The sequence below is a fragment of the Bifidobacterium [indicum] DSM 20214 = LMG 11587 genome (assembly GCF_000706765.1).
Lineage (GTDB): Bacteria > Actinomycetota > Actinomycetes > Actinomycetales > Bifidobacteriaceae > Bombiscardovia > Bombiscardovia coryneformis.
Window position 1 is genome coordinate 949,488 of sequence record NZ_CP006018.1, and the last position, 26,134, is coordinate 975,621.

The window sequence follows — 26,134 nt, forward strand, 5'->3', positions numbered from 1 at the left end:
TCCGACTCCATTTCTTGCCTTGTTTCCTTTTACCGGCCCTGCACTCAGGCCTTGCTTCGGATTCGTCCGAAGGCTTCCCGGACTGCATCCAGGGGAGGATCGTCCAGGTGGGTCGGTTTCCCGATTCCGTCGAGGATGATGAATCTGAGCTTGTTCCCTCTGGCCTTCTTGTCCTTGTGCATCAGGGCAAGAACCTGGTCGAAATCACCCCCGTCCCAGGTGGTGCGCAGCCCCAGGGAGGAGAGAAGACTGCGGTGGTAGTCAACCATATCCCTGTCGAGATGTCCTGTCAGTGACGCCAACTCGGCAGCAAACACCATTCCCACCGATACCGCCTGCCCATGCCGCCAGGAGAAGTGCTCTATTTTCTCGATGGCATGCCCAAGGGTGTGTCCGTAGTTCAGAAACTCACGCACTCCGACATCACGTAAATCGACGGAAACATGGTGCGCCTTGACCTGAACGGTGCGCTCAATCAGATCCTCGACCACGCCCTCCAGCCACTGCTCGGGTTCGTTTCCGTCGAAGGAACGCAGGGACTCGGCCTTCTCTTCAAGGATTCCAAGAATCTCGGAATCCATGATGAATCCGGACTTGGCCACCTCTCCCAGCCCCTCCACGAAAATGTCGTTGGGCAGGGTTCTCAGGGTCCTCAAATCAGCAAGGACCCCCACCGGGGTATAGAAGCTCCCGACCAGGTTCTTGCCCTGATTCAGGTTGATTCCGGTCTTGCCGCCTGTCGAGGCATCCACCATGGCAAGCAATGAGGTCGGGCAGTTGACATAACGGATACCGCGCATCCAGGAGGCTGCGATGAAGCCCGCCAAATCGGTGGCTGCACCACCTCCGAGCCCCACTATGGCATCCGAGCGGGTGAATCCCTCGTCAGCAAGACGCTCCCAGATTCCCTGGGCCACGGCAACGGTCTTCCCTGCTTCGGCATCTGGAATGACCATGTCAACGACCTGGTAACCGGCCTGCCTCAAGAGGGCCCGTGCCCTGTCGGAGTGCCTCTGGACCGGTGTGGTATGGATGAGAGCCACCCGCATGACCTCTTCACCCAGAAGAACCTGGAGGCGGCTGGTCACCCCCGCGCCGATGCGTACATCATACGGATCGAGGTTGCTGACATGAACCACCCGCTCTGAGAGGGCATCGGCAAGCCGCTGGGCTATGACATCCGGTGTGGTTCCCCTGGGTTTCAGAGAAATGTTCGAAGCGCTCTGGTAAACCGGACGACGCTCCCTGTACAGCTCCATCCACTTCTCATGGGTCTGCCCCCGCAGCAGGGGCCGGTTCTTGACACGCAGGGACCGCGACTTCGCTTCTTCCGGGTCCACATCAAGATAGACCACCTTGCCACCATGATTACGGTACTCCCGCAGGGCTTCGTAAACGGAAGCCGTCATCGGGGCTCCACCCCCGAGGGAGAGGACACCCCCGTCGAAGTCCCTTAAGAGGTCGCCAACAATCCGACTCTCTCTTTGACGGAAGGAGGCCTCCCCCTCGGCTTCGAAGATCTCGTTGATCGACCGGCCCGCATCCTTCTCGACAATGCGGTCCGAGTCCTTGAAGGGTACCCCCATCAGGGAGGCCGCCTCCTTACCGATGCGGGTCTTCCCGGCTCCCGGCATCCCGATGATGACCGCCTTGGGAATATGGGGTTCCTGCCCATGCCCGACGAGAGAGTGCCTGATCATGCCTGTTCCGCCTTACCTGAGACCCTCATCCCATGAGTTCTGATACGCCTCGGCATTCCGAGAGACCTCCTCCAGGCTGTCCCCGCCGAACTTCTCCAGCACGAAAGCAGCCAGTGTGAGGTTCATCATGGCCTCGCCGACGACCGCAGCGGCAGGTACCGCCGTGACATCGGAACGCTGGTGAATGGCGGTGGCCGGTTCACCGGTCAGAACGTCTACGGTCCTCAGGGCCTTGGGCACCGAGGAGATGGGTTTCATGGCCGCACGGACACGGATGGGTTGCCCATTCGACATGCCGCCCTCCAGGCCTCCCGCCCGGTTGGAAAGTCGTTGGATGGTTCCGTCCTCACCGGGAACCATCTCATCGTGGGCCTGGGATCCAGGGCGGTCGGCTTCATCGAACCCGTCACCGATTTCAACTCCCTTGATGGCCTGGATACCCATGAAGGCCGATGCCAGTGCCGCATCGAGACGCCTATCAGACTCTACGTAGGTCCCCAGGCCGGCCGGCACACCGTAGGCAATGACCTCGAAGACACCACCTGCCGTATCGCCATCCTTCTTGATTTGGTCGATCCTGTCCATCATCCGACGCTCGGCATCCTTATCCAGGGTGCGCACCGGTGATTCGTCCAGTGCAGCACCATCGTCGGGACCAGGCAGGACGGAACGGTCTTCCGTACCCACCCCACCGATGGACAGGACATGTGAGACCGTTCTGATTCCCAAGGCCTGTTCAAGGAAGCGAGCAGCAATGGCACCAAGAGCCACACGTGAGGCCGTCTCCCTGGCCGAGGAGCGCTCAAGGATCGGGCGCGCGTCGGTGAAACCGTACTTTCTCATACCAGTCAGGTCAGCATGGCCAGGCCTGGGCCGACTCAGAGGAGCGTTTCGCCCCTCAGCAGGCAGTTCCACCCCTTCAGGAAGTCGATCAACGCTCATGACCTGCTCCCACTTGGGCCACTCCGTGTTGCCGATCTCAAGAGCAATGGGGGATCCGAGTGTGGACCCATGGCGTACACCGGTCAGGAGACGAACCCTGTCCTGTTCGAATCCCATACGGGCGCCGCGCCCGTAGCCCAAGCGCCTACGCGCCAGAGCCCCGACAATGTCATCGGTATCGACGCTGACCCCGGACGGTAAGCCCTCCATCATGGCCACCAGGGCTTCTCCATGGGATTCCCCCGCCGTCTGCCAGCGCAACATATGAACTCCTTTTGCCGGTTTTCTCATGTATATGCTTATCTTAGGAGATGGCCTACCTCATGACCCTTCCCGGTTTCATTTTTACCCTCTACCTTGCCTGGACCGACATCAGGACCCGCCTTGTGCCGCGTTCAATCGTCCTGCTCGGGTTCCTGGTACAGGGACTCACCCTCGTGGTCTACAGTCTGTCCGGACACGGTATCGCACCGTTGGTCACCGCTGTTGTCCTGTGTCTGGGATCAACGGGAATCCAGTTCTTTTTGGCCCTGGTACGGCCGGGTGCCCTGGGGTTGGGGGACGTCACCGCCACATCCCTGATGGCCTTCACCATCGGCCCCTTGGGCTGGACCACCACCCTGGTCTGGTGGTTGCTCATGGGGGTGTTTGGCCTGGGTTCCCTGGCAGTCGGACGAATAGGCAAAGACCGGGGCAAACGTGCTGACACCCTTGCCTTTGTTCCCGTCATACTTGTTGCGGCAGCGATTGCCACTGCCGCAACGGCACTGTTGGGTAGTTGATCACCAGTCAGCACACTTACTGATTGTGCTCCGACTCCCACTGCTTGTATAGCTTGACATCGGCGTTGAACTGGTCCTCGTTGTTGCTGAACCTGGTCTCACCGGTATCGAGGTTGACGGTAACGAAGTAGAGCCAGTCCCCATTGTCTGGGGTCAAGGCCGCACTGATAGCGTTGTCACCTGCCGACCCGATTGGCCCGGGTGGCAGACCTCTATGCACCCTGGTGTTATACGTATCATCAGGGTCCTGCAGCATCTGATTGGTCAATTCCAGGGCCGATACCTTGTTGGAGTAAGCGACTGTACTATCCATCCCCAAGGGCATGTTCCTGGAAAGACGGTTGTCTATGACCCGTGCCACCTTCCCGTAATACTGGGGCTTGTTGACCTCCGCCTCGGTTATTGAAGCCTTGACGAGTATGTCCTGACGCTCGGAGCCTTTCGGAACCCCGAGGTTATCGAGCTTCTGGATGCGCTTCCCCACCAATGTCGACAGGATCTTCTGGGCCGACCCCAGCGATTTGACGTCATATTCGCCCGGTTCCAGCCACCCTTCGAAGTTCCCCTGGGCCTCGACGGGGAGGATACCCTGCCCCTTGTTGCCCACGATTGCATCGAAGTCCTCCTCCGGCAACCCAGACAGCTGCTGCGCACGCGCCATGACATCCTCGGCACGGTCGCCGGAGCGGACCTGCAACATGCCACGCGCCTTGCTTCGATCGGTCAGAACAGCCATCACATCGGATGCCTTCATCTTGGTCTTGAGATCGAAGGTGCCCGGGAAGAGCTTGCCTTCCGCCTGTTCATTGGTGACTGCCTGAACGAAGGCTTCCGAGGAACGGACGATATCAGCATGGAGAAGGTTCATACCAATCTGCTCGGCGCCCTGACCGCTCTCCACGGTGAATTGGATGGGTTTTTCCCCTGGACCGGGGTAATCCAGAGCGATTTCCTTGGTCGCTGTCATCCGGGAGGATGCACCTTTCAGTGACCTGGTGACAAAAAGGGCACAGATGGTTACGACGACCAGGGCCAAGACGATGACGACAGCAGTCACACGACGGCGTCGTAGCCTCCTCTGTCGACGCCTACGCATCTCGCGCCTGGACCTGGGCGGACGCGGGGGTTGGACCGGAATCGGGTCCTGCCCCGGCTCCACCCACTGAACCTTGTCTTCAAAAAAGTCCTGTATATCTTCAGCCAATTACAGCTCCTTGCTGACCTTGTACTCATCCAGGGCCGACTGCAGCAACACAACAGCGGATTGCTGATCCACCCGAGGTCGGTGCCCACGCCCACCGACCTGTGCATCGTAAAGCTGCTGATGGGCGCTGACCGTGGTCAATCGTTCATCTCGCAACACCACTCCGACCGCCGACTCCCCTTCCAGACCGTCATTCTCCTCGTCTGTCAGTATACGGGTGAGGTTCCTGACCCATCGTTTCGCATTTTTGGCGCTCCTCCCCTCGGTACCGTTGAGGAGAAGGGGGTAACCAACGATGACCTGATCGACATGATGCTCTCGGATCAGATCGACCACAGGCCAGAGGCCTCGGAAGTAGTCGCCCTGAACCTCGATATTGCCCGCCGGATATGCCAAGGTCAGCTCCGGGTCGCATAAAGCCAAACCGATCCTGGCCTCTCCCAGGTCTATTCCCATCCATATGGGTGTGCTCATACAGGACGGTCAGCCTTTCAGGACCTGGTCGGTAAGGGCCGACAGGGCCTGGTCGATCTTGTCGGCATCCTGTCCGCCGCCCTGGGCGAAGTCGGGCTTGCCACCGCCACCGCCTCCAAGGATCTTGGACGCGCCACGCACCAGGTCTCCTGCCTTGATGCCATCTTTACGGGCCTTCTCATTGGTGGCCACATAGATCACAGGCTTCTGATCCTCGGTGACACCTGCAAGAGCCACAACAGTCGGATCATCCTCACCGAGACGTGCGCGGATATCGGTCACTGTCTTGCGCAGGGCATCCGCGGATCCGAAGTGGCCCACGTTCTTTGCGGCAACCTTGATCGGAGCGCGCGACTGCTGAGCCTGTGCCACCAGGTCGGGCACGGACTGGGCCAGCTGACTCTCATAGGCCACGGCCAGACGTCTGTCGGATTCCTTGAGCTTGGCAAGGAGGGTGGCCACGCGGGCCTCCAGCTCGTCGGGGCGGGCATTGAGCGTATCGGAGAGCTGCGAAACCAGGGCATGCTCCCTGGCGTTGTATTGGTATGCGCCCTGGCCCACCACGGCATCGACTCGTCGTACACCGGTACCGACCGAGGCCTCGGACATAATCGAGACGGCACCAATCTTGCCGACATGATCGACGTGGGTACCGCCGCAAAGTTCGCGGCTCCAACCGTCCTCGCCGATGGAAACCACACGGACGATGTCGCCGTATTTTTCGCCGAAGAGATGCATGGCACCCAAAGCGATGGCGTCGTCGAATTTCATCTCCTCGGTGGTCACGGCCAGATTGTCGCGCAGGCGATCGTTGACCCTGGCCTCAACCGCGTCCATGGCACTCCTGCTGGGGGCCTGGGACCACTGGAAATCGAAACGCAGCCTGTTGGGCGCATCCTCGGAACCGCGCTGGGTGGCCTGAGGGCCGAGCTCCTCGCGCAACGCCTTGTGCACCATGTGGGTCGCAGTATGCGAACGTGCGATGGCCCCGCGCCTGACCCGGTCGATGGTGGCCGTAACCTGGGCCTCAAGGGTCAGGGTTCCCTCGGTCAGGCGGCACTGATGCACGGTCAGACCCTTGATGGGGTTCTGGACGTCGTCAACCTCCAGAACGGCTCCGTCGTCAGAGAGTATCTCGCCCTGGTCGGCAAGCTGACCGCCTGCCTCGGCATAGAACGGCGACCTGTCCAGAAGGACCTCGACAGTGGCCGGGGCCGTGACCGCCGGAACGGCACCCTTCCCTTCCTGGATGATGCCGATTACCCTTGAACGGCTCGAAAAGTCCGTATACCCAAGGAACTTTTGCGGCTCGGCCAGGTTCTTACGCAGATCGTCGTATACGCTCAGATCCACATTATGGCGCTTCTTGAGAGCATCCGCCCTTGCCCTGGACTTCTGCTCGTTCATGAGCTCGCGGAACTTGGCCTCATCGACCTTGACCCCCTGCTCCTCGGCCATTTCCAGAGTGAGCTCAATCGGGAACCCATAGGTGTCATGAAGGGTGAAAGCGTCATCGCCAGAGACCTCTTCTGAGGATGACTTTCTGGCCTTTTCCACAGCGGCATCAAGAATCGTGGTTCCCTTGTCAAGGGTCCGACGGAAGGCGCTCTCCTCGCCATAGGCCGATTCTGAGACCTCCGCAAAGGTATCGTTGAGCTCTGGGTAACTGGGGGCCATGGCATCCTTGGAAACCGGGAAGAGCTGAGGCAGAACCTCATCCCTGACGCCCAGCATGCGCATTGACCGAATCGAACGGCGCAGGAGCCGGCGGAGCACATATCCCCGGCCCACGTTGCTGGGACGCACCCCGTCGCTCATGATCATCAGAGCCGAGCGGACATGGTCGGCAACGACGCGGAAACGGACGTCGTCCTCCTCGTTCTCGCCGTACTTGCGACCTGAGATCCTCTCCGCAGCCTCAATGACCGGGTATACCTCATCGGTCTCGTAGATGTTCTCCTTGCCTTGGAGGAGGTATGCCAAGCGTTCCAGACCCGCACCGGTGTCGATGTTCTTGTGTTCGAGTTCGCCCACGATGTGCAGGTCGGTCTTGGACTTGACGTTGTCGACCTCATAGTTCTCGAAGACCAGGTCCCATATCTCGATATACCGGTTCTCGTCGGCGGACGGGCCACCTTCGACTCCGTACTTCGGCCCCCTATCGACATAGATCTCCGAGCAGGGTCCACCGGGCCCAGGGCCACCGGTGGTCCAGAAGTTGTCCTCCATGCCGAGGATTTCCATGTGCTCCGGATCGAAACCTTCGTTCCTCCATATGGAGCGGGCCTCGTCATCATCCGTGTATGTGGTCACCCAAAGGGTCTCCGGATCGAAACCGTACCCGCCCTGGTCCTGGGGACGGGTCAGGAGATCCCAGGCATAGTGGATGGCCTCCTCCTTGAAGTAATCGCCGAACGAGAAGTTCCCGACCATCTGGAAGAAGGTGCCGTGCCTGGTGGTCTTGCCCACCTCTTCGATGTCCAAGGTGCGCACACACTTCTGGTTGCTTGCCATCCGGCTCTTCGGAGGGGTCTGTTCACCCAGGAGGTAGGGAATGAAGGGAACCATGCCTGCAATGGTGAAGAGGGTGGTCGGGTTGGGCGAAATCAGCGAGGCGGATGGGACAACCATATGTCCCTGCTGCTGAAAGTAATCGAGGAAGCGCTTGGCGATTTCCGAAGTGCGCATGCTGCTTGTACTCCTTCAGGCCATGCCGCCCGGCATGGCCTCTACCTTTGCAAGGCAGATATTAGTTCCGCACCCGGCCATCCGTAGGCGGAACACTTGTTTCGGGACGCACGACCTGACTTGTCGTGCGTCACCCTTGATAGCTGAATAATGCCGATTCTACAACGTCCAATCCTCCATGGACAGGTGAAAAACGACAGATCAGCCTTGGAACCGATCCATGTACGTCTTGTTCAATTCGCTCTGGCGCTGACTGAGGGCCGAGCGGAATTCCGAGAGGAGACCAGCCAGGGTCCGCTGGGGCACCTGCTCCTGATCAGCACCGAAAACGAATTCACGCGCCTGCTTGGGAGTGTTGGCACGGACATAGGCCTCAGCCTTGGAGACCAAGACAACACCGGCCGCGACACCCAGTCCGGCCCAAAAGATCCGTTTGAACATTACTTGCCTCCCTGGCTTGTACCGGTCGGGAAAGGTGCCCCACCATGACGTGAGACTTCTTTTGCTTCTGTAGAGGCTTCAGGGGCTCGCGAGCCAGCAGGCTGATCGGACTTGCGACCGCCCGAGAAGAAGGAGGAAGCCGTTTTCCTGATGGCATAGAAGAAGGCGGCCGTCTTAATAACGGGCTTGCCCAGCATGGAACCGTACAGATCCGTCAGCGCTCCGACATTGTTGGCTGTAGTCGAAGCAGCGGAGGAAATCCTGTTCACGTCCGCCAGGGTCTGGTTGAGCTGGGTGACGGTGTTGGCTGACTCATCGAGAGTTGGAATGGCATGGTCGCCCGCCTGCTTCACCGTGTCGGCCAACTGATCGAAGAGCTTGCCCAGACGAATCAACGGATAGATCAGGAATCCCGCCACCACTGCGAAGGCGATGGCTGCTATGAGACCGGCAATCTGTCCTATGTCCATCTCCTACCTCTCTTCTGTCAAGGATGTATATCGGTCAACGGTACCACGTGCCGTATATACAGGAGCGATTCCTGCCTCACGGACAGGCTCACCTGTTGTAGGACCGTACCTCCAGCGCTTGTTCGAAGGGGAGCTCAGTATTGAAATCGAAGACCGTAACACTCCCGTTCGTCGGACGACTGCTCAGGTCATACCCCTCAGGCGCGAACCTGTACATAAGGCTGAGGAGGGTATTACCATGCGAGATGAGCAGGACATCATCTCCATCATGCAGGGCAGGGTTACCAGACATCAAGTCGAACCCGCCCCGAATGCGTTCCCAGTATTCCTTGTCGGACTCGGCATCACCGAACGGGTCGGCTTCCTTGAGGAAATCCCTGCTGGCCGCGAGGCCGAACATGTCGACAATCTGGTTGTAGGTCGTGGCCCCGTGAGGTGCACCGGCCGCCCACCATGCCATGCCCATATCCTGACCCTCGAAGTACCCGTAGAACTGCTCACGGAAGTGCATGTCACTGACTATTCCCGGCTTGTCCTTCGATTGATTCACTTCAAGAATCCGCTCGGCTGTTATCTGAGCCCTGGTGGTGTCGGAACAATAGGCGGCTTTGAACTCCAGGTCGGCAAGCTTGCGTCCTGCCCTATCGGCATCCGCCAGCCCCTCCTCCGTCAAAGGCGCATTGGCCCACCCCTGAAGGCGGTTGTATCTGTTGAAGTAGGTCTGACCATGACGGACCGCATGCAAATGGAGCAACATGACTTCATTATCCCACTCCCCGACCACTAATGGCTCCCATGCCGGTGGACCTCTGCTCAGACTGCAGATTCAAAAAGACCCCGGACGAATCCGGGGTCTTCGGTAAATCCTGTTCCAGGGTCAGCGGGCGTAGAACTCGACCACGTACTGGATGTTGACCTGGACCGGAATCTCCTCCGGCTCAGGCTTACGGACCAGGGTTGCCTTCAGAGAGGCCAGGTCCACATCCAGATATCCGGGAACCGCCGGCAGGACGTCGCGGTGGACACCCTCGGCTGCAATCTGGAAGGGCACGGTTGTCTGGCTCTTGGGCTTGACCTGGATGGTCTGGCCGGGCTTGACCCTGTAGGAGGGGCGATCGACAATGTTGCCATCGACCAGGATGTGGCGGTGAACCACATACTGACGAGCCTGGGCGGTGGTCCGTGCAATGCCTGCACGAAGGACCAGGTTGTCCAGACGGCACTCGAGCTCGCGCAGCATGGCCTCACCGGTCTGTCCGGACTCATGGGTGCCGCGCTCGTAGATGGCCCTCAGCTGCTTCTCTGAGACGCCGTACTGTGCGCGCAGACGCTGCTTTTCGCGCAGACGGACTGCGTAATCGGATTCGGTCCTGCGGCGGGTGCGACCATGCTCGCCGGGAGCATAGGGGCGCTTTTCGAAGAGGCGCTGAGCCTTTGGGGTCAGGGCGATGCCCAGGGCGCGGGACAGACGGACCTGCCTGCGCGCACGCTGAATCTTGGTCATTACTTCATTCCTTACTTGGTTCTGTCGTTATCTGAACGAAGACGGTCGAAACCGTCGAGTCAGGCCTCTCCAATGCTTCACCGTGCCAAGCACGAACGACCTTACGGCCGCCGACCCATTGATGGGCTGAGACTCCAGATAGATGAGCACACAAACGCGCACACCAAGAGCCTATTTAACCACAGATCCCTGACCAGGGGAACGAAGGATGATTCCATGCCTCCCTGTATGCTCCTGACTGGCAAATCACAACAGCCCGGAACACCGATCAGAACCATCCCCACTGATTGCGTAGTTCAGGCATTCTTCCAGATCAGGAAGCGCAGACGGCAAGCATGGAGGGCCGCCTGGCAAAAAAGGAGAGCCATGGTCCAGCAGAGCCGTAACCAGTCCGAAATGCGACAGACCCCAGAACGGGCATCAGACGAGATGGGCGACGCAACGAATCCCACGGAACAAGGCGCAAGGTCCACCGCGAAGGACTCCGGAAAAACGGCGAGCGCCCTTACCGACATGAACGCAAGTATCTCCTTCTGGAAGGGCCTCCCCTTTGGCCTCCAGCATGTCATGGCCATGTTCGTCGCCAATCTGGCTCCTATTTTCCTGGTGGCCGCAGCAGCCGGGATGTCTCCGGCGGAATCGGCCATGGTCATCCAGAATGGGCTCCTGGTGGCCGGCCTGGGTACCTGCCTTCAACTGTATCCGCTCTGGCGTGTAGGTGGCCGCCTGCCCATGGTCACCGGCATCTCCTTTACCTACGTGGCGGCAGCCGTGGCCATCGTGGCCCATCAGGGATACGGGGTCGTGGTCGGTGCGGTTCTTGCCGGTGGGTTGGTAGAGCTCATCCTCGGCCTGACAGCTGATTACTGGCGTCGATTCGTTCCGCCCATCGTTTCAGCCATAGTCGTCACCTCCATCGGCTTTTCCCTGCTATCGGTCGGCGCGCAATCCTTCGGCGGCGGCGCCGGAGCCAAGGATTTCGGGTCCTGGCAGAACCTGACGCTGGCGGTCATCTCCCTGGTGGCATGCCTGGCATTCCAGCTCCTCATGAAGGGAACCGCCAAGCAGCTCTCCGTGCTCTTCGGCCTGGTGGTCGGCTATGTAGTGGCCCTGTTCATGGGCAAGGTGGACCTCTCCGGATTCCAAAACCTCCAAATCGTCTCACTGCCACGGCTCATGCCGTTCAAGCCTGAGTTCGACGCGGGAGCCATCATCTCCTTCTCCCTGCTCTACGTGGTGTCTTCGGTCGAGGTAATCGGCGACACCACAGCCCTCTGCAAGGTCGGCATGGACCGCAAGCCGACAGACCGCGAAATGAGCGGCGCCATCGCAGGTGACGGATTCATCTCCATGGTCTCAGGCCTCTTCGGCTGCCTCCCACTGACATCCTTCGCCCAGAACATCGGTCTGGTGGCCATGACCAAGGTCGTCAACCGCAAGGTCATACTTTCCGGGGGGCTGATTCTGATTCTGGCCTCTTTCATTCCGGGTGTTGCGGCTGTTTTCGACTCACTCCCCCAGGCCGTTCTCGGCGGGTGCACAATCATGATGTTCGGCAACATCATCCTCTCCGGCTTCCAGATGATTGCCGAGGCAGGATTCACCCAGCGCAACATCACGATCGCGGCCCTCTCCCTGACCATCGGTATAGGGTTTACCCAGGTGAAGGATATCTTTGTGGCCTTCCCCGCCCTCTTCCAGTCCATCTTCTCCAACAATTGCATTGCAGTAGCCTTCGTGGTGGCTGTCATACTCAATCTGGTTCTCCCGGGTGAGGAGCGATTCCAGGTCAGCAAGCCCTGAGAGCCCAAGCGGCAAGCGCTTCCCCTGTCGGTGATTGCCGAGAGGTCCTCCCCTACCGGCACCAGCCATATCTGGCGTGTTTGCCCTTATTACGTAGAATGGTCCTTTTGGGGAAGCAACCTTCATAATTTTAGGGGAGACAGTAATGCAGTCAGGCAAACGGGAATCTCAACCGGTTCGACGGTTGGCTCTGACATCGGCAGTGGCCGGTGTTGCACTACTGGGATGCGCTACTCCGGCAGTGGCGAATCAGGGTGCCGCGGATTTGAATCCGAAGCAATCCGAAGGAACGTCCAGCACGGAAAACCCGAAACTGGCGGCCGCCAGGCACCGACTCAACAAGGCTGAAGCGGCCCTCACCAAGGCACATCAGGACCTTGACACCGCCCAGGAGGAAAAGGCAAAGGCCGACTCAGACAAGGACCGGTCGACCAGAATCCATGGCGAGAAGCGGACCGCTTACAACCAGGCAAGGAACACCCCGGCCCTTACACAGGCGCAGCACAGGGTCGAAACCGCCACCGCCGAGCATGACCAGGCCAAGGCCGCATTCGACAGGGCGCAGCAGGAGGTCACGCGTCTGGAGCATCTGGAATCCGGATCCGGTGCCACCATCACCGAACTCACTGAGGCCCGGGACCAGGCAAAAGCCGCTCTGGACCATGCCGAACTCACCACAGCCAGCAGGCGGGCTGCCGCAGCCGAAGCCGACCAGCTCAGACCTCAGGGAACCGCGGGTTACTTCAAGCATAAAGGTGCAACCGGCGCCTACAACATCCTGACCGATTCGGGATACGGCGACAAGACCCACGGCTCCATCCAACTCGGACAGAGCGGGGATGCGACCAGCATCGATCAGATGCTCGAGACCTTGCAGTGGTTGGATGAAGCCAATCGAATCAGGACGGCTGAGGGGAAGCGCGAACTACAGGTCTCCGATACTCTGATGGCCATGGCGCAGGCCGATGCGGATTGGAGCAGAGACAACAATAATGACCATGCAAGGGTATTCCCTATCGGCGAGAATCTGATTTGGACCTCCCCTACCTCGGGATACAACCCGTTCGATTATTGGTATACCGAAGAGAAGGGGAACAAGGTAAAAGGCGAGGGTGAAACCGGCCACTACGAGAACGTCATCAATGACAACTACGCATTCACCGGATTCGCGATCTCAAACGCTTCCAATGGCATGATGACGATGGCCCAGACCTTCCAGTTCACTGCGCCATCAGTGACGCGGTCCCTCGACCCTAACCTCTACTGGGCGGGGAACCACAACAGCAGCACGGCAGACTACTTCCAGGACATCAACGACTATTTGAACTTCCTTGACAACGCCCAAGCCGAGTTGACCAGTGCCCAGGCGGCGGAGACAGCGGCTCGGGCTGACCTGGATGCGAGGCAGAGGGCGCTTGATGCGGCCCAATCCGGCCCCTCCCCAAGCACTGGACTGATCGCTGCCAGGAGTGTCCGTGACCTGGCCCGCACCAACCTGGACGTAGCCGACTCGAACCTGACCAACGCCCAGGCCGCCCTGACCGCAGCCCAGGCGGCAGTGGACTCGGACCCTGATGTTGTCGCTGCCCTGCGGGCACTCAATGAGGCCAATGACAACCTGAGCAAGGCCAATCATGCAATCGCTCTGGCCGACAGCAACCTTGCAACGGCCCGGAGGAATCTTGCAGATGCCCTTGCTGAGCGTGCGGCAGCCTACCAGGAGCTCACCGCAGCACTCGTTTCCGGAGGTCTCGGAGTCGATAATCGCCCCGTTGACGGTGTCGTGACCGGAACCCCCGGCACCGTCATATCCCAGACCGGAAAGCCGGCAAAACCCTCAGACCAGCGTATCGTGCCCCAAGCACCTGCCGGAGGTCCGGGGCGCCTCGCTCTTACCGGTTCGGATTCCCTGATCGCCGCTGCAGCTGCCGCATCACTGTGCGCCACAGCAATGGGAGCCTTTGCCATCCGCAGGAAAGTCCTGTTCTGAGACTCTTCCGACTTCAGCAGCCTCCGATTCGTGATTTCAGGACGAATCGGAGGCTGTTTCCGTTCCCATGAACAATCGCAGGGTTCAGAGCTTCTCGATGGGGGCCAGGCGTAGCATCAGTCGTTTGGTTCCCTCGGAGCCGAAGTCCACGGTTAGTACCGAGTTGTGTCCCTTATCCTGGACATCAACCACCTTGCCCAGCCCATACTGATCATGGGCCACCCTGTCACCGATAGAGAAGTCCTGAATGGACAGCCCGTTCGATCTGGGCTCGGCGGGCGCTGCGGCTGGCTTGGATTTCAATCCCGAACCCTGACCGCTGCGCCTGGTGGTAATCCTTCCATTCCGCCTTGAACCGGAAGACCACGATCCACCACCCCGCTGTGAACCGTACCCTCTGGACCCGTATGAACTGCGTGAGGAACCGCCCGAGCGACTGGACCCACGTGACCAGGAGGATCCCGATCGCGATTCGGTACCGCTTCCGCCGAAGGCCCTGCCGCCGAAGGAGGCTCCGTCACCTTCGTCTTCGAACCCGCCGAACTCATCGTCATCATCGCCAAAGCCCCAGCCTGAGTGCATGCGTTCGAAGCCCGCCTCCTTACGCTTCCAATCAAGGAGGCTTTCGGGGATATCATCGAGGAACTGGCTGGGCAGCATCTCGTTGGACTGCCCCCACTGGGCGCGGACAGCGGATCTGGTCAGATAGAGCCGTTGTTTGGCTCGGGTGACACCGACATAAGCCAGGCGTCGCTCCTCCTGCAGCTCGGTGGCATCCTCCAGGCTTCGGGAATGGGGGAATGTGCCCTGCTCCATGCCGGTGAGGAAGACGACCGGATATTCAAGTCCCTTGGCTGTATGGAGCGTCATCAGGGTCACCTTCCCTGAATCGTCACCGATGCCAGGCAGCTGATCGGAATCGGCAACCAGGGCGGTGGTCTCCAGGAACCCGGCCAGGGAGGCATCCGGGGTCTTCTGCTCGAATTCCGCCGCCACGGACTGTAACTGCGACAGGTTCTCGACCCGGGAGGCATCCTGTGGATCGGTCGACTTGTTCAGCTCGTCCAGCAACCCCGACTCATCAAGTACCTCCGCCACAATCTCCGAGGGTTTGGAGTCATGCTCGGCGGCAAACGCTGTCAGGGACCGGATGAGATCTCGGAAGGTGGCCATCCGCTTGGAGGTAAGCGTGGAGATACCCTCCACCTCGTCCAGGTGCTCCACCCCGGTCCAGAAACTCGTGCCATGAAGGTCGGCATAGGTAGCAGCCGCCGCCTCAGCCCTTGCACCCAGGCCGCGTTTGGGCACATTCAGTATGCGCCTCATATTCACATCATCTTCGGGATTGGCTATGGCATGCAGGTAGGCAAGCGCATCCTTGATCTCCCGGCGTTCATAGAACTTCGTCCCACCAACCAGCTGGTAGGGCAATCCTGCGTTGATCAGGGCCTCCTCAAGTGCCCGCGACTGGGCGTTGGCCCGGTACATGATGGCCATGTCGGAGTAGTGTATGCCCTCCTCATTGCGGAGACGGGCGATTTCGGTCGCAATCCAGGCGGCCTCCTGTTGGGCATTGTCGGCCGCGTAGCCGACAATCGGTTCCCCTTTACCCAGTGCTGTCCAGAGTTTCTTTGGCTTCCTGCCCTCGTTTTTGACGATGATGGCATTGGCTGCGTCCAGAATGGTCTGCGTGGACCGATAGTTCTGCTCCAGAAGGATGGTCCTGGCTCCGGGGAAGTCCTTCTCGAAATCGCGGATATTGCTGATATCCGCACCTCGGAAGGCATAGATGGACTGATCGGAATCACCGACCACGGTAATCCAGGCGGGACCCTCCCTCCCCGCACCTAGCGGGATGGCGGCCGTATTCGCTCCAGGGGCCCCAGGAGCACCGAACCCATTCATGTGCTGTACATCTTCATGGGTTTCCCGCCCCTGACCTACCCCAGCCAGTTCTCGCATGAGCACATATTGGGCGTGGTTGGTGTCCTGGTACTCATCGACCAGGATATATCGGAAGCGACGATGGTAGTACTGGGCCACCATGGGTGCCTTCTGCAGGAGTTCCACGGTTCGGACTATCAGGTCATCAAAGTCCACGGCATTGGCCATGGCCAACCGGTGTTGGTACTCGGCATAGACGACCGAATAGAGCTCCTCCTCATTGCCGAACCGAGCAACGATCTGCTGTCCCTTTTCGCCGGGTTTGTAATCGGGAGCGTACTCTGCCAGCTGGGTCTGCCAGCCCTGGAGGTTGTTCTTGTAATCGGAGATGTGGGAAAGGATGTTCCTGGGGGTATACCGTTTCAGGTCAATATTCAGATCCTGCCCGATCAGCTTGATGAGCCGCTCGCAATCAGCAGTGTCATAGATGGAGAACCCGGAACGCAGACCGATGGCCTTCCCGTCGCGTCTGAGGATTCTGACACATGCCGAATGGAAGGTGGAGACCCACATGCGCTCAGCAACAGGGCCAATGAGCCCACCCAGACGCTCCCGCATCTCCGCGGCGGCCTTGTTGGTGAAGGTGATGGCCAGGACCTGGCTGGGCCAGGCACCGAACTGACTGAGTATCCAAGCGATTCGGCGGGTCAGCACGCGGGTCTTGCCCGAGCCTGCACCTGCTCCGATCAGCAGGGCGGGTCCCCGGTACTGGACAGCCTCCGCCTGCCTGTCGTTAAGGCCGTTGAGCAGGTCCCCTGCACTGCGCTGGATCATGTCCGGTTCTTCGCTCACATGCCACCTCTTGCCATCTGTCACAGCTGCTTGGGTACGATGAATGGGATTCACCCACCGAGTAGTCATTTGTACCACAGAGCAGTGTCAAACATGCCTGCCGAAATCCTGTCGGGAATCCGGTCATCGTCCTGCAACGGGTGCCGGGCTCCAAACGCCAATTGCAGAGCAAAGGGAAACCCCGCCGATCACATGGACCAGCGGGGTTTCCAGGAAGATGAGTATGGGAAGGTTCAGTCGCGGAACTGTTCCTTGGCATTGTTGGCTGCCTCTGTGGCGCCCTGCTTGGCCTTGGCCTGGGCCACATTCGCATTGGCCTTGGCCTCGTCCATCTTGTCAGAGGCGGCATCCTTGGCATCGCCCATCTTATCGGAGGCAGCGTCCTTGGCATCGCCAAGCTTGTCGGCAACGGCGTCCTTGGCGTCGGAAGCCTTGTCCATGACGTTGTCCTTGACGTCCCCGGCGACATCAGCAATCTTCTCGCCGGCAGACTTCATGGCATCCTTTGCATCATTCAGAATCCCCATATGGTCCTCCTTTGTATGTGAACGTATCTGAAAGATACGTGACCATTCGTTTCATTTTTCACAGTAGCAACGCCTGGTCTGAATCCGCGGATTTACGGGGTGACACGCCAAAATGGGGCCAGGAAACTCCCGACTCGCTTCTTTTGCCCATCCTCGTCTCGGGCATGGTCTTCCTGCAGGGTTATCTTGGAGGCTATCGTTGGGGGCGCGAGCCCGGTCGCATGAATATGTAAGGAATGCACTATGAAGGAACTTGAGGAGAGAATCCGACGCCAGAGGGAACGGTCAAGCCCGGCAATGTACTTAAGGTGGATGCCTTCCTCAATCACCAATGCGACGTATCCCTCTTCGATCAGATGGGAGCCGAATGGGCCCGGCTTTTCAAAGACCGCCAAGTGGACAAGATTGTGACCATCGAGGCCTCAGGCATCGGCATCGCCTGCCTGGCCGCCAGGCACTTCGGCAACGTACCGGTCGTCTTTGCCAAGAAGACCCAATCCATCAACCTGGATGGAGACCAGTACATGGCCGAGATTTACTCCTTCACCAAGCAGAAGGTCTACCCCGTCATCGTTGCCAAGCGTTTCCTGACCAAGGGCGAGCACGTGCTGCTGATCGATGATTTCCTGGCCAAGGGGAACGCCCTGCACGGCCTGATTGACATCTGCCATGATGCCGAGGTAATCATCGAAGGCATCGGCATCGCCGTTGAAAAAGGCTTCCAGGAGGGCGGCAAGGGCCTTCGACGGGAGGGATACAATCTCAAGTCGCTGGCCATTGTCGAAAGCATGGATGCGGATACCGGGACCGTCACCTTTGCTCCCAACGAGGACTGAATTCCTCTTCCGATAGAGCCGTATCGACGGTAAACGTAAGCGTCAGGTGGAATCACTCCACCTGACGCTTTTTAGAGACTCACCATATCGATCCGCTATTCTCTATGCGGCACTCTCCAGGATGGACTGGAGTCGTTCACCCTGTCTTCCATTTCACACCAAGTGACGGCGCTGAGCGGAATCACTCCCACTCGATGGTTGCCGGCGGCTTGGAGGTGACATCCAAAACCACACGGTTGATGCCAGTGCACTCGTTGGTGATTCGCGTGGAGATGGTGGCCAGCACATCGTAGGGAAGCCTGGACCAATCGGCCGTCATGGCATCTTCTGAACTGACGGGGCGCAGAACGATGGGTGAACCGTACGTGCGTTCATCTCCCTGGACACCGACGGAGTGGACATCGGACAGAAGGACCACCGGGCACTGCCATATGTCCCTGTCCAGGCCGGCCTTGGTCATTTCCTCACGGGCGATGGCATCAGCATCCCTCAGGAGGTCCAGTCGCTCCCTGGTGATGTCACCGATGATGCGGATGCCCAGGCCGGGACCGGGGAAGGGCTGACGCCAGACGATTTCGTCAGGCAACCCCAGCTCGGTGCCGATGGCCCGTACCTCATCCTTGAATAGGGCACGCAGAGGCTCCACAAGGGTGAAGTTCAGATCATCAGGAAGACCACCCACATTATGGTGCGACTTGATGTTGGAGGCGCCATCCCCGCCACCGGACTCCACCACATCCGGGTAGAGGGTTCCCTGGACCAGGAAGCGGACCTCCTCCCCTTTCTGCCCGGCCTGCTCGACAACCTGTCTTGCAGCCTTCTCGAAGGTACGGATGAACTTCTCGCCGATGATCTTCCGCTTGCGCTCAGGCTCTGAAACGCCTTTCAGGGCGGCAAGGAAGTCATCTGAAGCGTCCACGGCAATCAGCTTGATGCCCGTGGCCTTGACGAAATCATGCTTGACCTGCTCCACCTCACCCTTACGCAGGAGGCCATGGTCAACAAAGACGCAGGTGAGCTGATCCCCTACCGCCTTATGGACCAGGGCGGCCGCAACGGCCGAGTCCACACCGCCCGAGAGTCCGCAGATGACCTGGTGAGGGCCTACCTCGCGGCGGATCGCCTGAACCTGATCCTCGATGATATTTGAGGCGTTCCAGTTGGAGGGCAGACCGGCACAGTCATGAAGGAAGTGTTCGATGAGGTCCTGCCCCAAAGGAGTGTTGGTGACCTCGGGGTGCCACTGAACCCCATAGAGTCCCCTGGCCGGATCCTGCATGGCCGCGACCGGGGCCCCCTCGGTATGGGCCAGAACCTCGAAGCCCTCAGGGGCCTGGATGACAGCCACACCATGGCTCATCCAGACATCCTGACTTGCCGGGGAATCCTGGAGAATCCCCTTGGAGGCATCAATCACAGCTTCCGTCTTGCCATACTCACCCAGGGCCGCCTTGTCGACCCGCCCGCCAAGTTCATGAGCCATGACCTGGAAGCCGTAGCAGATACCCAACACAGGTACGCCCGCTTCGAAGATGCGCTTATCGATGGTGGGGGCGCCGTCCACATACACAGAGGCAGGTCCGCCCGAGAGGATGATGGCCTGGGGGTCCTTGTTCAGCATCTGATCCACTGACATGGAATGCGGAACCAGCTCCGAATAGACGCCCGCCTCCCTGACGCGCCTGGCAATAAGCTGTGCATACTGTGCGCCGAAATCGACCACCAGGACGGGACCCTGTGCCATATGACTCCTTATATATACGTGTATCTAGTTTGGTGACCTTACCTGCGCCGGAACCTGGATTCCGGACATAAGGATACCTATAGTATTGCCGGTGTTTCAGACAATGATAGTACCCGCCTTCGCCCCTGTTGACTGGTGGAGGCACACGGATGCCACGTAAACCCCCCGTAGGCCTTTCGGTCCTATATCATTCAGCCTCAAATGGCCTTGTTCCAGACTGCCAAGATGAGTGAAACCAGACAAAATATGCGCTTTTCCTCACAATAGTGAACACCCACAGTAAGAAAACGCTCAGAAAGTCGGCTCTCTCACGTACCATAAGAGGCATTGGATATGGGTCCTGACTGGCGTTGAAGAAACGACATTATGACCTGTAACCGAGGATAATAAACAATCGCACTAAAGTGCAGGAGTACACATGACGAATCCTGTTATTGGCACCCCCTGGGCGAAGCTGGAAACCCCCATCGCCGAGGAGACCCTCGAGGCCGTCGATAAGTATTGGCGCGCCGCCAATTACCTTTCCATCGGACAGATCTATCTTCGCAGCAACCCCCTGATGAAGGAACCCTTCACCCGGGAGGATGTCAAGCACCGTCTGGTAGGCCACTGGGGCACCACCCCCGGCCTGAACTTCCTGCTGGGCCATATCAACCGACTGATTGCGGACCATCAGCAGAACACCGTGATCATCATGGGACCGGGCCACGGCGGCCCCGCCGGTACCTCCCAGTCCTACCTGGACGGTACCTACAACGAGTACTACCCCCAGATCACCAATGATGAGTCCGGGATGCAGAAGTTCTTCCGCCAGTTCTCCTACCCGGGCGGCATCCCCTCTCACTTCGCCCCGGAGACCCCCGGGTCCATCCACGAGGGCGGCGAGCTGGGCTATGCCCTCTCCCACGCCTATGGCGCCATCATGAACAACCCCAGCCTCTTCGTGCCCTGCATCGTCGGCGACGGCGAAGCTGAGACCGGCCCCCTGGCCACCGGCTGGCAGTCCAACAAGCTGGTCAACCCCCGCACCGACGGCATCGTCCTGCCGATCCTGCACCTGAACGGCTACAAGATCGCCAACCCGACCATCCTGTCGCGCATTTCCGACGAGGAACTCCATGAGTTCTTCCACGGTATGGGTTACGAGCCCTTCGAGTTCGTCGCCGGCTTCGACGATGAGGACCACATCTCCATCCACGCTCGGTTCGCCGAACTCATGGAGACCGTCTTCGACAAGATCTGCGACATCAAGGCTCGTGCACAGACCGACGATATGACTCGTCCCTTCTACCCGATGATCATCTTCCGCACGCCCAAGGGTTGGACCTGCCCCAAGTTCATCGATGGCAAGAAGACCGAGGGCTCCTGGCGTTCGCACCAGGTGCCGCTGGCTTCCGCACGCGACACCGAGGCTCACTTCCAGGTCCTCAAGGACTGGCTGTCCTCCTACAACCCCAGCGAGCTCTTCGACGAGAAGGGCGCTCTGCGGCCCGAGGTGACCAGCTTCATGCCCAAGGGCGACCTGCGTATCGGCGAGAACCCGAATGCCAACGGCGGACGTCTCCTGAAGCCGCTGGAGCTGCCTGACGTTCACGACTACGAGATCGACGTCAAGAAGCACGGTCATGGCTGGGGCGCCACCGAGGCCACCCGCGTCCTGGGTTACTACACCCGCGACGTCATGGCCAAGAACCCCACCGACTTCCGCATCTTCGGCCCCGACGAGACGGCTTCGAACCGTCTGGCCGCCGCCTTCGATGTGACCAACAAGCAGTGGGACGCTGACTACCTCTCCGAGCTGACCGACGAGCACATGGCCCACACCGGCCAGATCATCGAGCAGCTCTCCGAGCACCAGATGGAAGGCTTCCTGGAGGGTTACCTCCTGACCGGTCGTCACGGCATCTGGAGCTCCTATGAGTCCTTCGTGCACGTTGTCGATTCGATGATCAACCAGCACGCCAAGTGGCTGGAGGCAACGGTCCGCGAGATTCCGTGGCGCAAGCCCATCGCCGGCATGAACCTCCTGGTCACCTCGCACGTCTGGCGCCAGGACCACAACGGGTTCTCGCATCAGGATCCCGGCTTCGTCGACATCCTGCTGAACAAGAACTTCAACAACGACCATGTCAGCAACATCTACTTCCCTGCGGATGCCAACATGCTGCTGAACGTCGGTGAGCGTTGCTACAAGTCCACCAACTGCATCAACGCCATCTTCGCCGGCAAGCAGCCCGCAGCCACCTATCAGACTGTGGACGAAGCGGCAGCCGAACTGGAGAAGGGCGCTGCACGTTGGGATTGGGCTTCCAACGCCAAGGATGCCGAGGACGCCGACGTCATCATCGCCACCGCTGGTGACGTCCCCACCCAGGAGGCTCTGGCAGCCGATGACATGCTTCAGAAGCTGGGCCTGAAGGTCCAGTTCGTGAATGTTGTCGACCTGCTGAAGATCCAGGATGTCGAGGAGAACGACCAGGCCCTGTCCGATGAGGAGTTCACTGAGCTCTTCAGCAAGGACAAGCCCGTCCTCTTCGCCTTCCACGCCTATCCGGGCTCTATCTACCGCCTGATCCACGGCCGTCCCAACCATGACAGCTTCAAGGTTCACGGTTACGAGGAGCAGGGTTCCACCACCACACCCTTCGATATGGTGCGCGTCAACAACATGGATCGTTGGTGCCTGGCGGCCTCCGCCCTGCAGATGGTGGACGCACAGAAGTACGCCGACCAGATCGACAAGTGGACCAAGTTCCGCGACGAAGCCTTCCAGTTCGCCGTGGACAAGGGTTACGACCACCCCGATTACACCGATTGGGTCTGGCCCGATGCCAACCGCGCCGGACAGGAGACCATCTCCGCAACCGCCGCAACCGCCGGAGACAACGAGTAATATCACCGGTTGGTACCCTGGGCTGATTCATCAGTCCCGGCACCGGTAAACTCCGAAATCCCCACCGTCTTCGGGCGGTGGGGATTTTCCCTATCCATGAAGATCCCCTGGGGCGGCTTCTGAAAACCATCAGGTCGATTTACTTTGCCGAAAGGCATGACATCGGCGTGCACAACAGGCAGGCACTTCGGCTGCCATCGGCACTATACTGATGAATGGTTGTGAACAAGGCAGTCACATACAACGTATGAACGGGAGAGGCACAGTGAGACCTACAAGCATCACCATCATCAGCCCGGAGGCGGCAAACGGCCGTAACGTCGTGGCCTACGGTCTGACAAAGGCCCTTTCAGCCCGGATGAAGACGGCCATCCTGCGTCCGGTGGCCTGCCACAAGGAGATGCTGACCAACACCCTCATCGCAGCCAGCAGTGCTCAGGACCTGACCGCAGCGGACAGTCGAGGAACATGCCCCTGCAAGGCCACACAGGACACGGTCCAGACCCGCGCAGATGCCCTGGTGGCCCGCGACCGGGTCATTGCGCAGACCGACCCCGATATGCTTCTGGTAGTAGGCAGCGACCATTCCAAAGTATTTGACCCTGAGATCATGGAGCTGAATTCCGACATCGCCGCAGACCTCCGCTCCCCCGTCCTTCTGGTGGTCTGCACCATCGGACGCGAACCCGGGCAGGTTCTGAAGACCGTTCAGGCCTGCCGCAAGACCGTCGAAGCCAGTGGCACCACCCTGGCCGGGGTATTCATCTCAGGGTGCGAGGAAGAGCAGAAAGAACCCCTGCAAGAAGCCTTCAGGGATTATGATCGCCCGATCTGGACCGTCTCCAAGAGGGAATTCGACACTGCCCCGGAAGCTGAGCAGGTACGCGAAGAGGCCTACAGCGCATTCAGCAGCGATGTCAACATCGACCAGGTGCTCAAGGCCGTTGAGGAGTCTAATCCTCAAGTTACCACCCCTGTAGCCTTCCAGAACGACCTCCTGGCCAGAGCCAAGGCAGACAAGAAGACCATTGTGCTGCCTGAGGGAGGCGAGGACCGCATCGTCAAGGCCGCCGACTACCTGCTGGCCCGCGACATCGTCGATCTGATCATCGTCGGCGAAGAGGATGCCATCCTGGCACGCGGCAAGGAGTTGGGGCTGACCAGTCTTGACAAGGCCACCTTCCAGGCCATGGACGACGAGAGTGTCCTGGAACTCATGACCGATAAACTCTGTGAACTCAGAGCCAAGAAGGGAATGACCCACGACCAGGCACGTCAGCAGCTGGCCGATGCCTCCTACTTCGGTACCATGCTGGTCATCATGGGCAGGGCCGATGGTCTGGTCTCCGGTTCCATCAACTCCACAGCCAATACAGTCCGTCCCGCCCTCCAGGTCATCAAGACCAAGCCTGATGCCTCCCTCGTCTCCGGGGCCTTCCTCATGTGCTTCCGAGACCATGTGGCCGTCTTCGCCGACTGTGCAATCAACCTGAACCCCAACGCCGAGCAGCTGGCCGATATCGCCATCCAATCGGCCCAGACCGCGAAGTCGTTTGGCATCGAGCCCAAGGTCGGTATGCTCTCATATTCCACACTGGGCTCCGGTAAGGGTCCCGATGTGGATCTGGTCGAGGAGGCCACCCGTTTGGCCAAGGAGAAGGCCCCTGACCTGCCCATCGTCGGGTCAATCCAGTTCGATGCGGCCTGGTCCCCCACCGTAGCCGCCACCAAGGCCCAGGGCGACCCCGTCGCCGGCCAGGTCAACGTCTTCGTCTTTCCCAATCTCTGTGCAGGAAACATCGGTTACAAGGCCGTCCAGCGCACCTCGGGCGCCCTGGCCATAGGCCCTGTTCTTCAGGGTCTGAACCGACCGGTGAACGACCTCTCCCGTGGTGCTTTGGTGGCCGACATCATCGATACCGTGGCCCTGACCGCCGTCGAAGCCCAGCAGGACTGAGCCCGATAGCGACACACACTTACAGGGTTGTATGGCATCATTCTGAGGCCCCGGCACTTTATACAGGCCGGGGCCTCTCGCGTGCACTTGGATCCACCGGAGGATCAGGTATCAAAAACAGCATTTCAAAGCCATTTGTAAGGGGTGGCGAGTAATCTGTTGACTGATTGAGGAGCTGTATGCTCCATCCAGTACATCAGGAGGATGCCCCAATGGCGAAAACCGTCCTAGTCATCAATTCGGGTTCCAGCTCGATCAAGTATCAGCTGGTGGATCTGGAGACCAGCCAGGCCCTGGCCTCCGGCCTGGTCGAGAAGATCGGCGAACCCGTTGACGGACATTACAAGCATGAGTATCAGGGTCAGAAGCATGAGCTGGAAGAGCCCATCCACAACCACGAGACCGGCCTGAAGCGTGTTCTGGACTTCTTCAAGGAGTATGGCCCGAATCTGGACGAAGCCGGAATCATCGCTGTCGGCCACAGGGTGGTCCAGGGCGGCTCCCTCTTCCCCAAGCCTGCACTGCTGACAGAAAAGACCCTGAACCAGGTCAAGGATCTGGCGGTTCTCGCTCCCCTCCACAACGGTCCCGAGGCCGAGGGGGCCGAAGTCATGAGCAAGCTCATGCCCGATACTCCGCAGGTCTTCGTCTTCGATTCCTCCTTCTTCTTCGATCTGCCCAAACAAGCCTCCACGTACGCACTGAACAAGGAGATTGCCGAGCAGTATCAGATCCGTCGCTACGGTGCCCACGGCACCAGCCACCAGTATGTGGGTCAGCTGGTTCCCGACCTGATCGGCAAGCCTGCCGAAGGTCTGCGCCAGATTGTGCTGCACATCGGTAACGGGGCTTCAGCCTCTGCACAGGTCTCCGGCAAGCCGATTGAGACCTCCATGGGCCTGACCCCCCTCGAAGGTCTGGTCATGGGCGGCCGTACCGGCGACATAGACCCTGCCGTGGTCTTCCACCTGATTCGCAACGCCCACATGAGCGTCGACGAACTGGACACCCTCTTCAACAAGCGTTCCGGCATGACCGGCATGACCGGCTTCGGTGACATGCGTGAGATTCACCGTCTGATCGCCGAGGGCGACAAGGATGCCAAGCTGGCACTCGACATCTATGTTCACCGCATCGTCGGCTACATCGGAAACTACACCGCTCAGATGGGCGGCCTGGATGCCATCACCTTTACCGCTGGTGTCGGTGAGAACGATGAAATCGTCCGCAGGCGTGTCATCCAGCAGCTCGCTCCCTTCGGCATCAAGCTGGATGAGGCCAAGAACGATGTGCGGTCCAAGGAACGCAGAATCATCTCGACCCCCGACAGTTCGGTCAAGGTCTGCATCGTCCCCACCAACGAAGAGCTCTCCATCGCCCGTCAGGCAGAGGTCGTCGCCAACGAGGGTGATTCCTACGGCAACAAGTTCGAGGCCTGAGACC

The 26,134-nt window shown here is 59.5% G+C and carries 18 protein-coding genes and 1 pseudogene; 7 read left to right on the forward strand and 12 right to left on the reverse strand.

All coding sequences use genetic code 11. The features are described from left to right. Window positions 1-44: 44 nt before the first annotated feature. Complete coding sequence (locus tag BINDI_RS03680; protein WP_052108753.1) at window positions 45-1,700, reverse strand: bifunctional shikimate kinase/3-dehydroquinate synthase; 1,656 nt, start codon at window positions 1,698-1,700, stop codon at window positions 45-47. 12 nt (window positions 1,701-1,712) lie between these two features. Continuing rightward, window positions 1,713-2,906, reverse strand: a complete 1,194-nt coding sequence (aroC, locus tag BINDI_RS03685) for a chorismate synthase (protein ID WP_033490164.1) — start codon at window positions 2,904-2,906, stop codon at window positions 1,713-1,715. 47 nt (window positions 2,907-2,953) lie between these two features. On the opposite strand from aroC, the gene BINDI_RS03690 reads away from it, so the two are divergent. Further along, on the forward strand, window positions 2,954-3,424 hold the full coding sequence (locus BINDI_RS03690; RefSeq protein ID WP_033490166.1) for a prepilin peptidase: 471 nt from the start codon (window positions 2,954-2,956) through the stop codon (window positions 3,422-3,424). A gap of 16 nt (window positions 3,425-3,440) precedes the next feature. Here the strand turns inward: BINDI_RS03690 and BINDI_RS03695 are convergent, their stop codons facing one another. The 7 genes from BINDI_RS03695 to rpsD all read right to left on the reverse strand — a co-directional run bounded on the left by BINDI_RS03695 (window position 3,441) and on the right by rpsD (window position 10,205). Next, window positions 3,441-4,628, reverse strand: coding sequence for an endolytic transglycosylase MltG (locus BINDI_RS03695; RefSeq protein ID WP_033490168.1), 1,188 nt, complete (start codon window positions 4,626-4,628; stop codon window positions 3,441-3,443). Beyond that, window positions 4,629-5,102 (reverse strand): Holliday junction resolvase RuvX, encoded by a 474-nt coding sequence (ruvX, locus tag BINDI_RS03700; protein ID WP_033490170.1) that lies wholly within the window; start codon window positions 5,100-5,102, stop codon window positions 4,629-4,631. Window positions 5,103-5,111: 9 nt separating this feature from the next. Next, a complete protein-coding gene (gene alaS, locus BINDI_RS03705; protein ID WP_033490172.1) occupies window positions 5,112-7,790 on the reverse strand; it encodes an alanine--tRNA ligase in 2,679 nt (892 codons plus the stop codon). A gap of 201 nt (window positions 7,791-7,991) precedes the next feature. Then, window positions 7,992-8,231 (reverse strand): hypothetical protein, encoded by a 240-nt coding sequence (locus BINDI_RS03710; RefSeq protein WP_033490174.1) that lies wholly within the window; start codon window positions 8,229-8,231, stop codon window positions 7,992-7,994. After that, complete coding sequence (locus tag BINDI_RS03715) at window positions 8,231-8,701, reverse strand: DUF948 domain-containing protein (RefSeq protein WP_051875656.1); 471 nt, start codon at window positions 8,699-8,701, stop codon at window positions 8,231-8,233. The genes BINDI_RS03710 and BINDI_RS03715 overlap by 1 nt, the downstream gene beginning before the upstream one ends. An 88-nt stretch (window positions 8,702-8,789) precedes the next feature. After that, entirely contained in the window at window positions 8,790-9,458 is a 669-nt protein-coding gene (locus BINDI_RS03720; protein WP_033490176.1) for a histidine phosphatase family protein, read from the reverse strand. 120 nt (window positions 9,459-9,578) lie between these two features. Further along, the gene (gene rpsD / locus BINDI_RS03725; RefSeq protein ID WP_033490178.1) at window positions 9,579-10,205 is read right to left on the reverse strand and encodes a 30S ribosomal protein S4; all 627 of its coding nucleotides are present in this window, start codon (window positions 10,203-10,205) and stop codon (window positions 9,579-9,581) included. 513 nt (window positions 10,206-10,718) lie between these two features. Between rpsD and BINDI_RS03730 the strand changes: the two genes are divergently transcribed. Continuing rightward, a complete protein-coding gene (locus tag BINDI_RS03730; RefSeq protein ID WP_237742987.1) occupies window positions 10,719-12,008 on the forward strand; it encodes a nucleobase:cation symporter-2 family protein in 1,290 nt (429 codons plus the stop codon). A 145-nt stretch (window positions 12,009-12,153) separates the two neighbouring features. Next, complete coding sequence (locus BINDI_RS03735; protein WP_081830780.1) at window positions 12,154-13,998, forward strand: CAP domain-containing protein; 1,845 nt, start codon at window positions 12,154-12,156, stop codon at window positions 13,996-13,998. An 84-nt stretch (window positions 13,999-14,082) separates the two neighbouring features. Here BINDI_RS03735 and BINDI_RS03740 read toward each other — a convergent pair whose 3' ends face one another. Both BINDI_RS03740 and BINDI_RS03745 read right to left on the reverse strand, forming a co-directional pair. After that, window positions 14,083-16,734 (reverse strand): UvrD-helicase domain-containing protein, encoded by a 2,652-nt coding sequence (locus tag BINDI_RS03740; RefSeq protein WP_033490182.1) that lies wholly within the window; start codon window positions 16,732-16,734, stop codon window positions 14,083-14,085. A 233-nt stretch (window positions 16,735-16,967) separates the two neighbouring features. Next, on the reverse strand, window positions 16,968-17,261 hold the full coding sequence (locus BINDI_RS03745) for a hypothetical protein (RefSeq protein WP_033490184.1): 294 nt from the start codon (window positions 17,259-17,261) through the stop codon (window positions 16,968-16,970). Between the two features lie 243 nt (window positions 17,262-17,504). On the opposite strand from BINDI_RS03745, the pseudogene BINDI_RS03750 reads away from it, so the two are divergent. Continuing rightward, window positions 17,505-18,097, forward strand: a pseudogene (locus tag BINDI_RS03750) (xanthine phosphoribosyltransferase). Window positions 18,098-18,278: 181 nt separating this feature from the next. Here BINDI_RS03750 and guaA read toward each other — a convergent pair. Further along, on the reverse strand, window positions 18,279-19,841 hold the full coding sequence (gene guaA, locus BINDI_RS03755) for a glutamine-hydrolyzing GMP synthase (RefSeq protein WP_033490188.1): 1,563 nt from the start codon (window positions 19,839-19,841) through the stop codon (window positions 18,279-18,281). A 418-nt stretch (window positions 19,842-20,259) separates the two neighbouring features. On the opposite strand from guaA, the gene BINDI_RS03760 reads away from it, so the two are divergent. The 3 genes from BINDI_RS03760 to BINDI_RS03770 all read left to right on the forward strand — a co-directional run bounded on the left by BINDI_RS03760 (window position 20,260) and on the right by BINDI_RS03770 (window position 26,130). After that, complete coding sequence (locus BINDI_RS03760; RefSeq protein WP_033490190.1) at window positions 20,260-22,734, forward strand: phosphoketolase; 2,475 nt, start codon at window positions 20,260-20,262, stop codon at window positions 22,732-22,734. A gap of 265 nt (window positions 22,735-22,999) precedes the next feature. Next, window positions 23,000-24,691 (forward strand): phosphate acetyltransferase, encoded by a 1,692-nt coding sequence (gene pta, locus BINDI_RS03765; RefSeq protein WP_193345713.1) that lies wholly within the window; start codon window positions 23,000-23,002, stop codon window positions 24,689-24,691. A 212-nt stretch (window positions 24,692-24,903) separates the two neighbouring features. Continuing rightward, entirely contained in the window at window positions 24,904-26,130 is a 1,227-nt protein-coding gene (locus tag BINDI_RS03770) for an acetate/propionate family kinase (RefSeq protein ID WP_033490193.1), read from the forward strand. Window positions 26,131-26,134: the final 4 nt, after the last annotated feature.

Excerpts from the sequence above, each read along its gene's own strand:
- BINDI_RS03680 (WP_052108753.1), bottom strand. The coding sequence starts at position 1,700 with ATGATCAGGCACTCTCTCGTCGGGCATGGGCAGGAACCCCATATTCCC.
- aroC (WP_033490164.1), bottom strand. The coding sequence starts at position 2,906 with ATGTTGCGCTGGCAGACGGCGGGGGAATCCCATGGAGAAGCCCTGGTG.
- BINDI_RS03690 (WP_033490166.1), top strand. The coding sequence starts at position 2,954 with ATGGCCTACCTCATGACCCTTCCCGGTTTCATTTTTACCCTCTACCTT.
- ruvX (WP_033490170.1), bottom strand. The coding sequence starts at position 5,102 with ATGAGCACACCCATATGGATGGGAATAGACCTGGGAGAGGCCAGGATC.
- alaS (WP_033490172.1), bottom strand. The coding sequence starts at position 7,790 with ATGCGCACTTCGGAAATCGCCAAGCGCTTCCTCGATTACTTTCAGCAG.
- BINDI_RS03710 (WP_033490174.1), bottom strand. The coding sequence starts at position 8,231 with ATGTTCAAACGGATCTTTTGGGCCGGACTGGGTGTCGCGGCCGGTGTT.
- BINDI_RS03715 (WP_051875656.1), bottom strand. The coding sequence starts at position 8,701 with ATGGACATAGGACAGATTGCCGGTCTCATAGCAGCCATCGCCTTCGCA.
- BINDI_RS03720 (WP_033490176.1), bottom strand. The coding sequence starts at position 9,458 with ATGTTGCTCCATTTGCATGCGGTCCGTCATGGTCAGACCTACTTCAAC.
- rpsD (WP_033490178.1), bottom strand. The coding sequence starts at position 10,205 with ATGACCAAGATTCAGCGTGCGCGCAGGCAGGTCCGTCTGTCCCGCGCC.
- BINDI_RS03730 (WP_237742987.1), top strand. The coding sequence starts at position 10,719 with ATGAACGCAAGTATCTCCTTCTGGAAGGGCCTCCCCTTTGGCCTCCAG.
- BINDI_RS03735 (WP_081830780.1), top strand. The coding sequence starts at position 12,154 with ATGCAGTCAGGCAAACGGGAATCTCAACCGGTTCGACGGTTGGCTCTG.
- BINDI_RS03745 (WP_033490184.1), bottom strand. The coding sequence starts at position 17,261 with ATGGGGATTCTGAATGATGCAAAGGATGCCATGAAGTCTGCCGGCGAG.
- guaA (WP_033490188.1), bottom strand. The coding sequence starts at position 19,841 with ATGGCACAGGGTCCCGTCCTGGTGGTCGATTTCGGCGCACAGTATGCA.
- BINDI_RS03760 (WP_033490190.1), top strand. The coding sequence starts at position 20,260 with ATGACGAATCCTGTTATTGGCACCCCCTGGGCGAAGCTGGAAACCCCC.
- BINDI_RS03770 (WP_033490193.1), top strand. The coding sequence starts at position 24,904 with ATGGCGAAAACCGTCCTAGTCATCAATTCGGGTTCCAGCTCGATCAAG.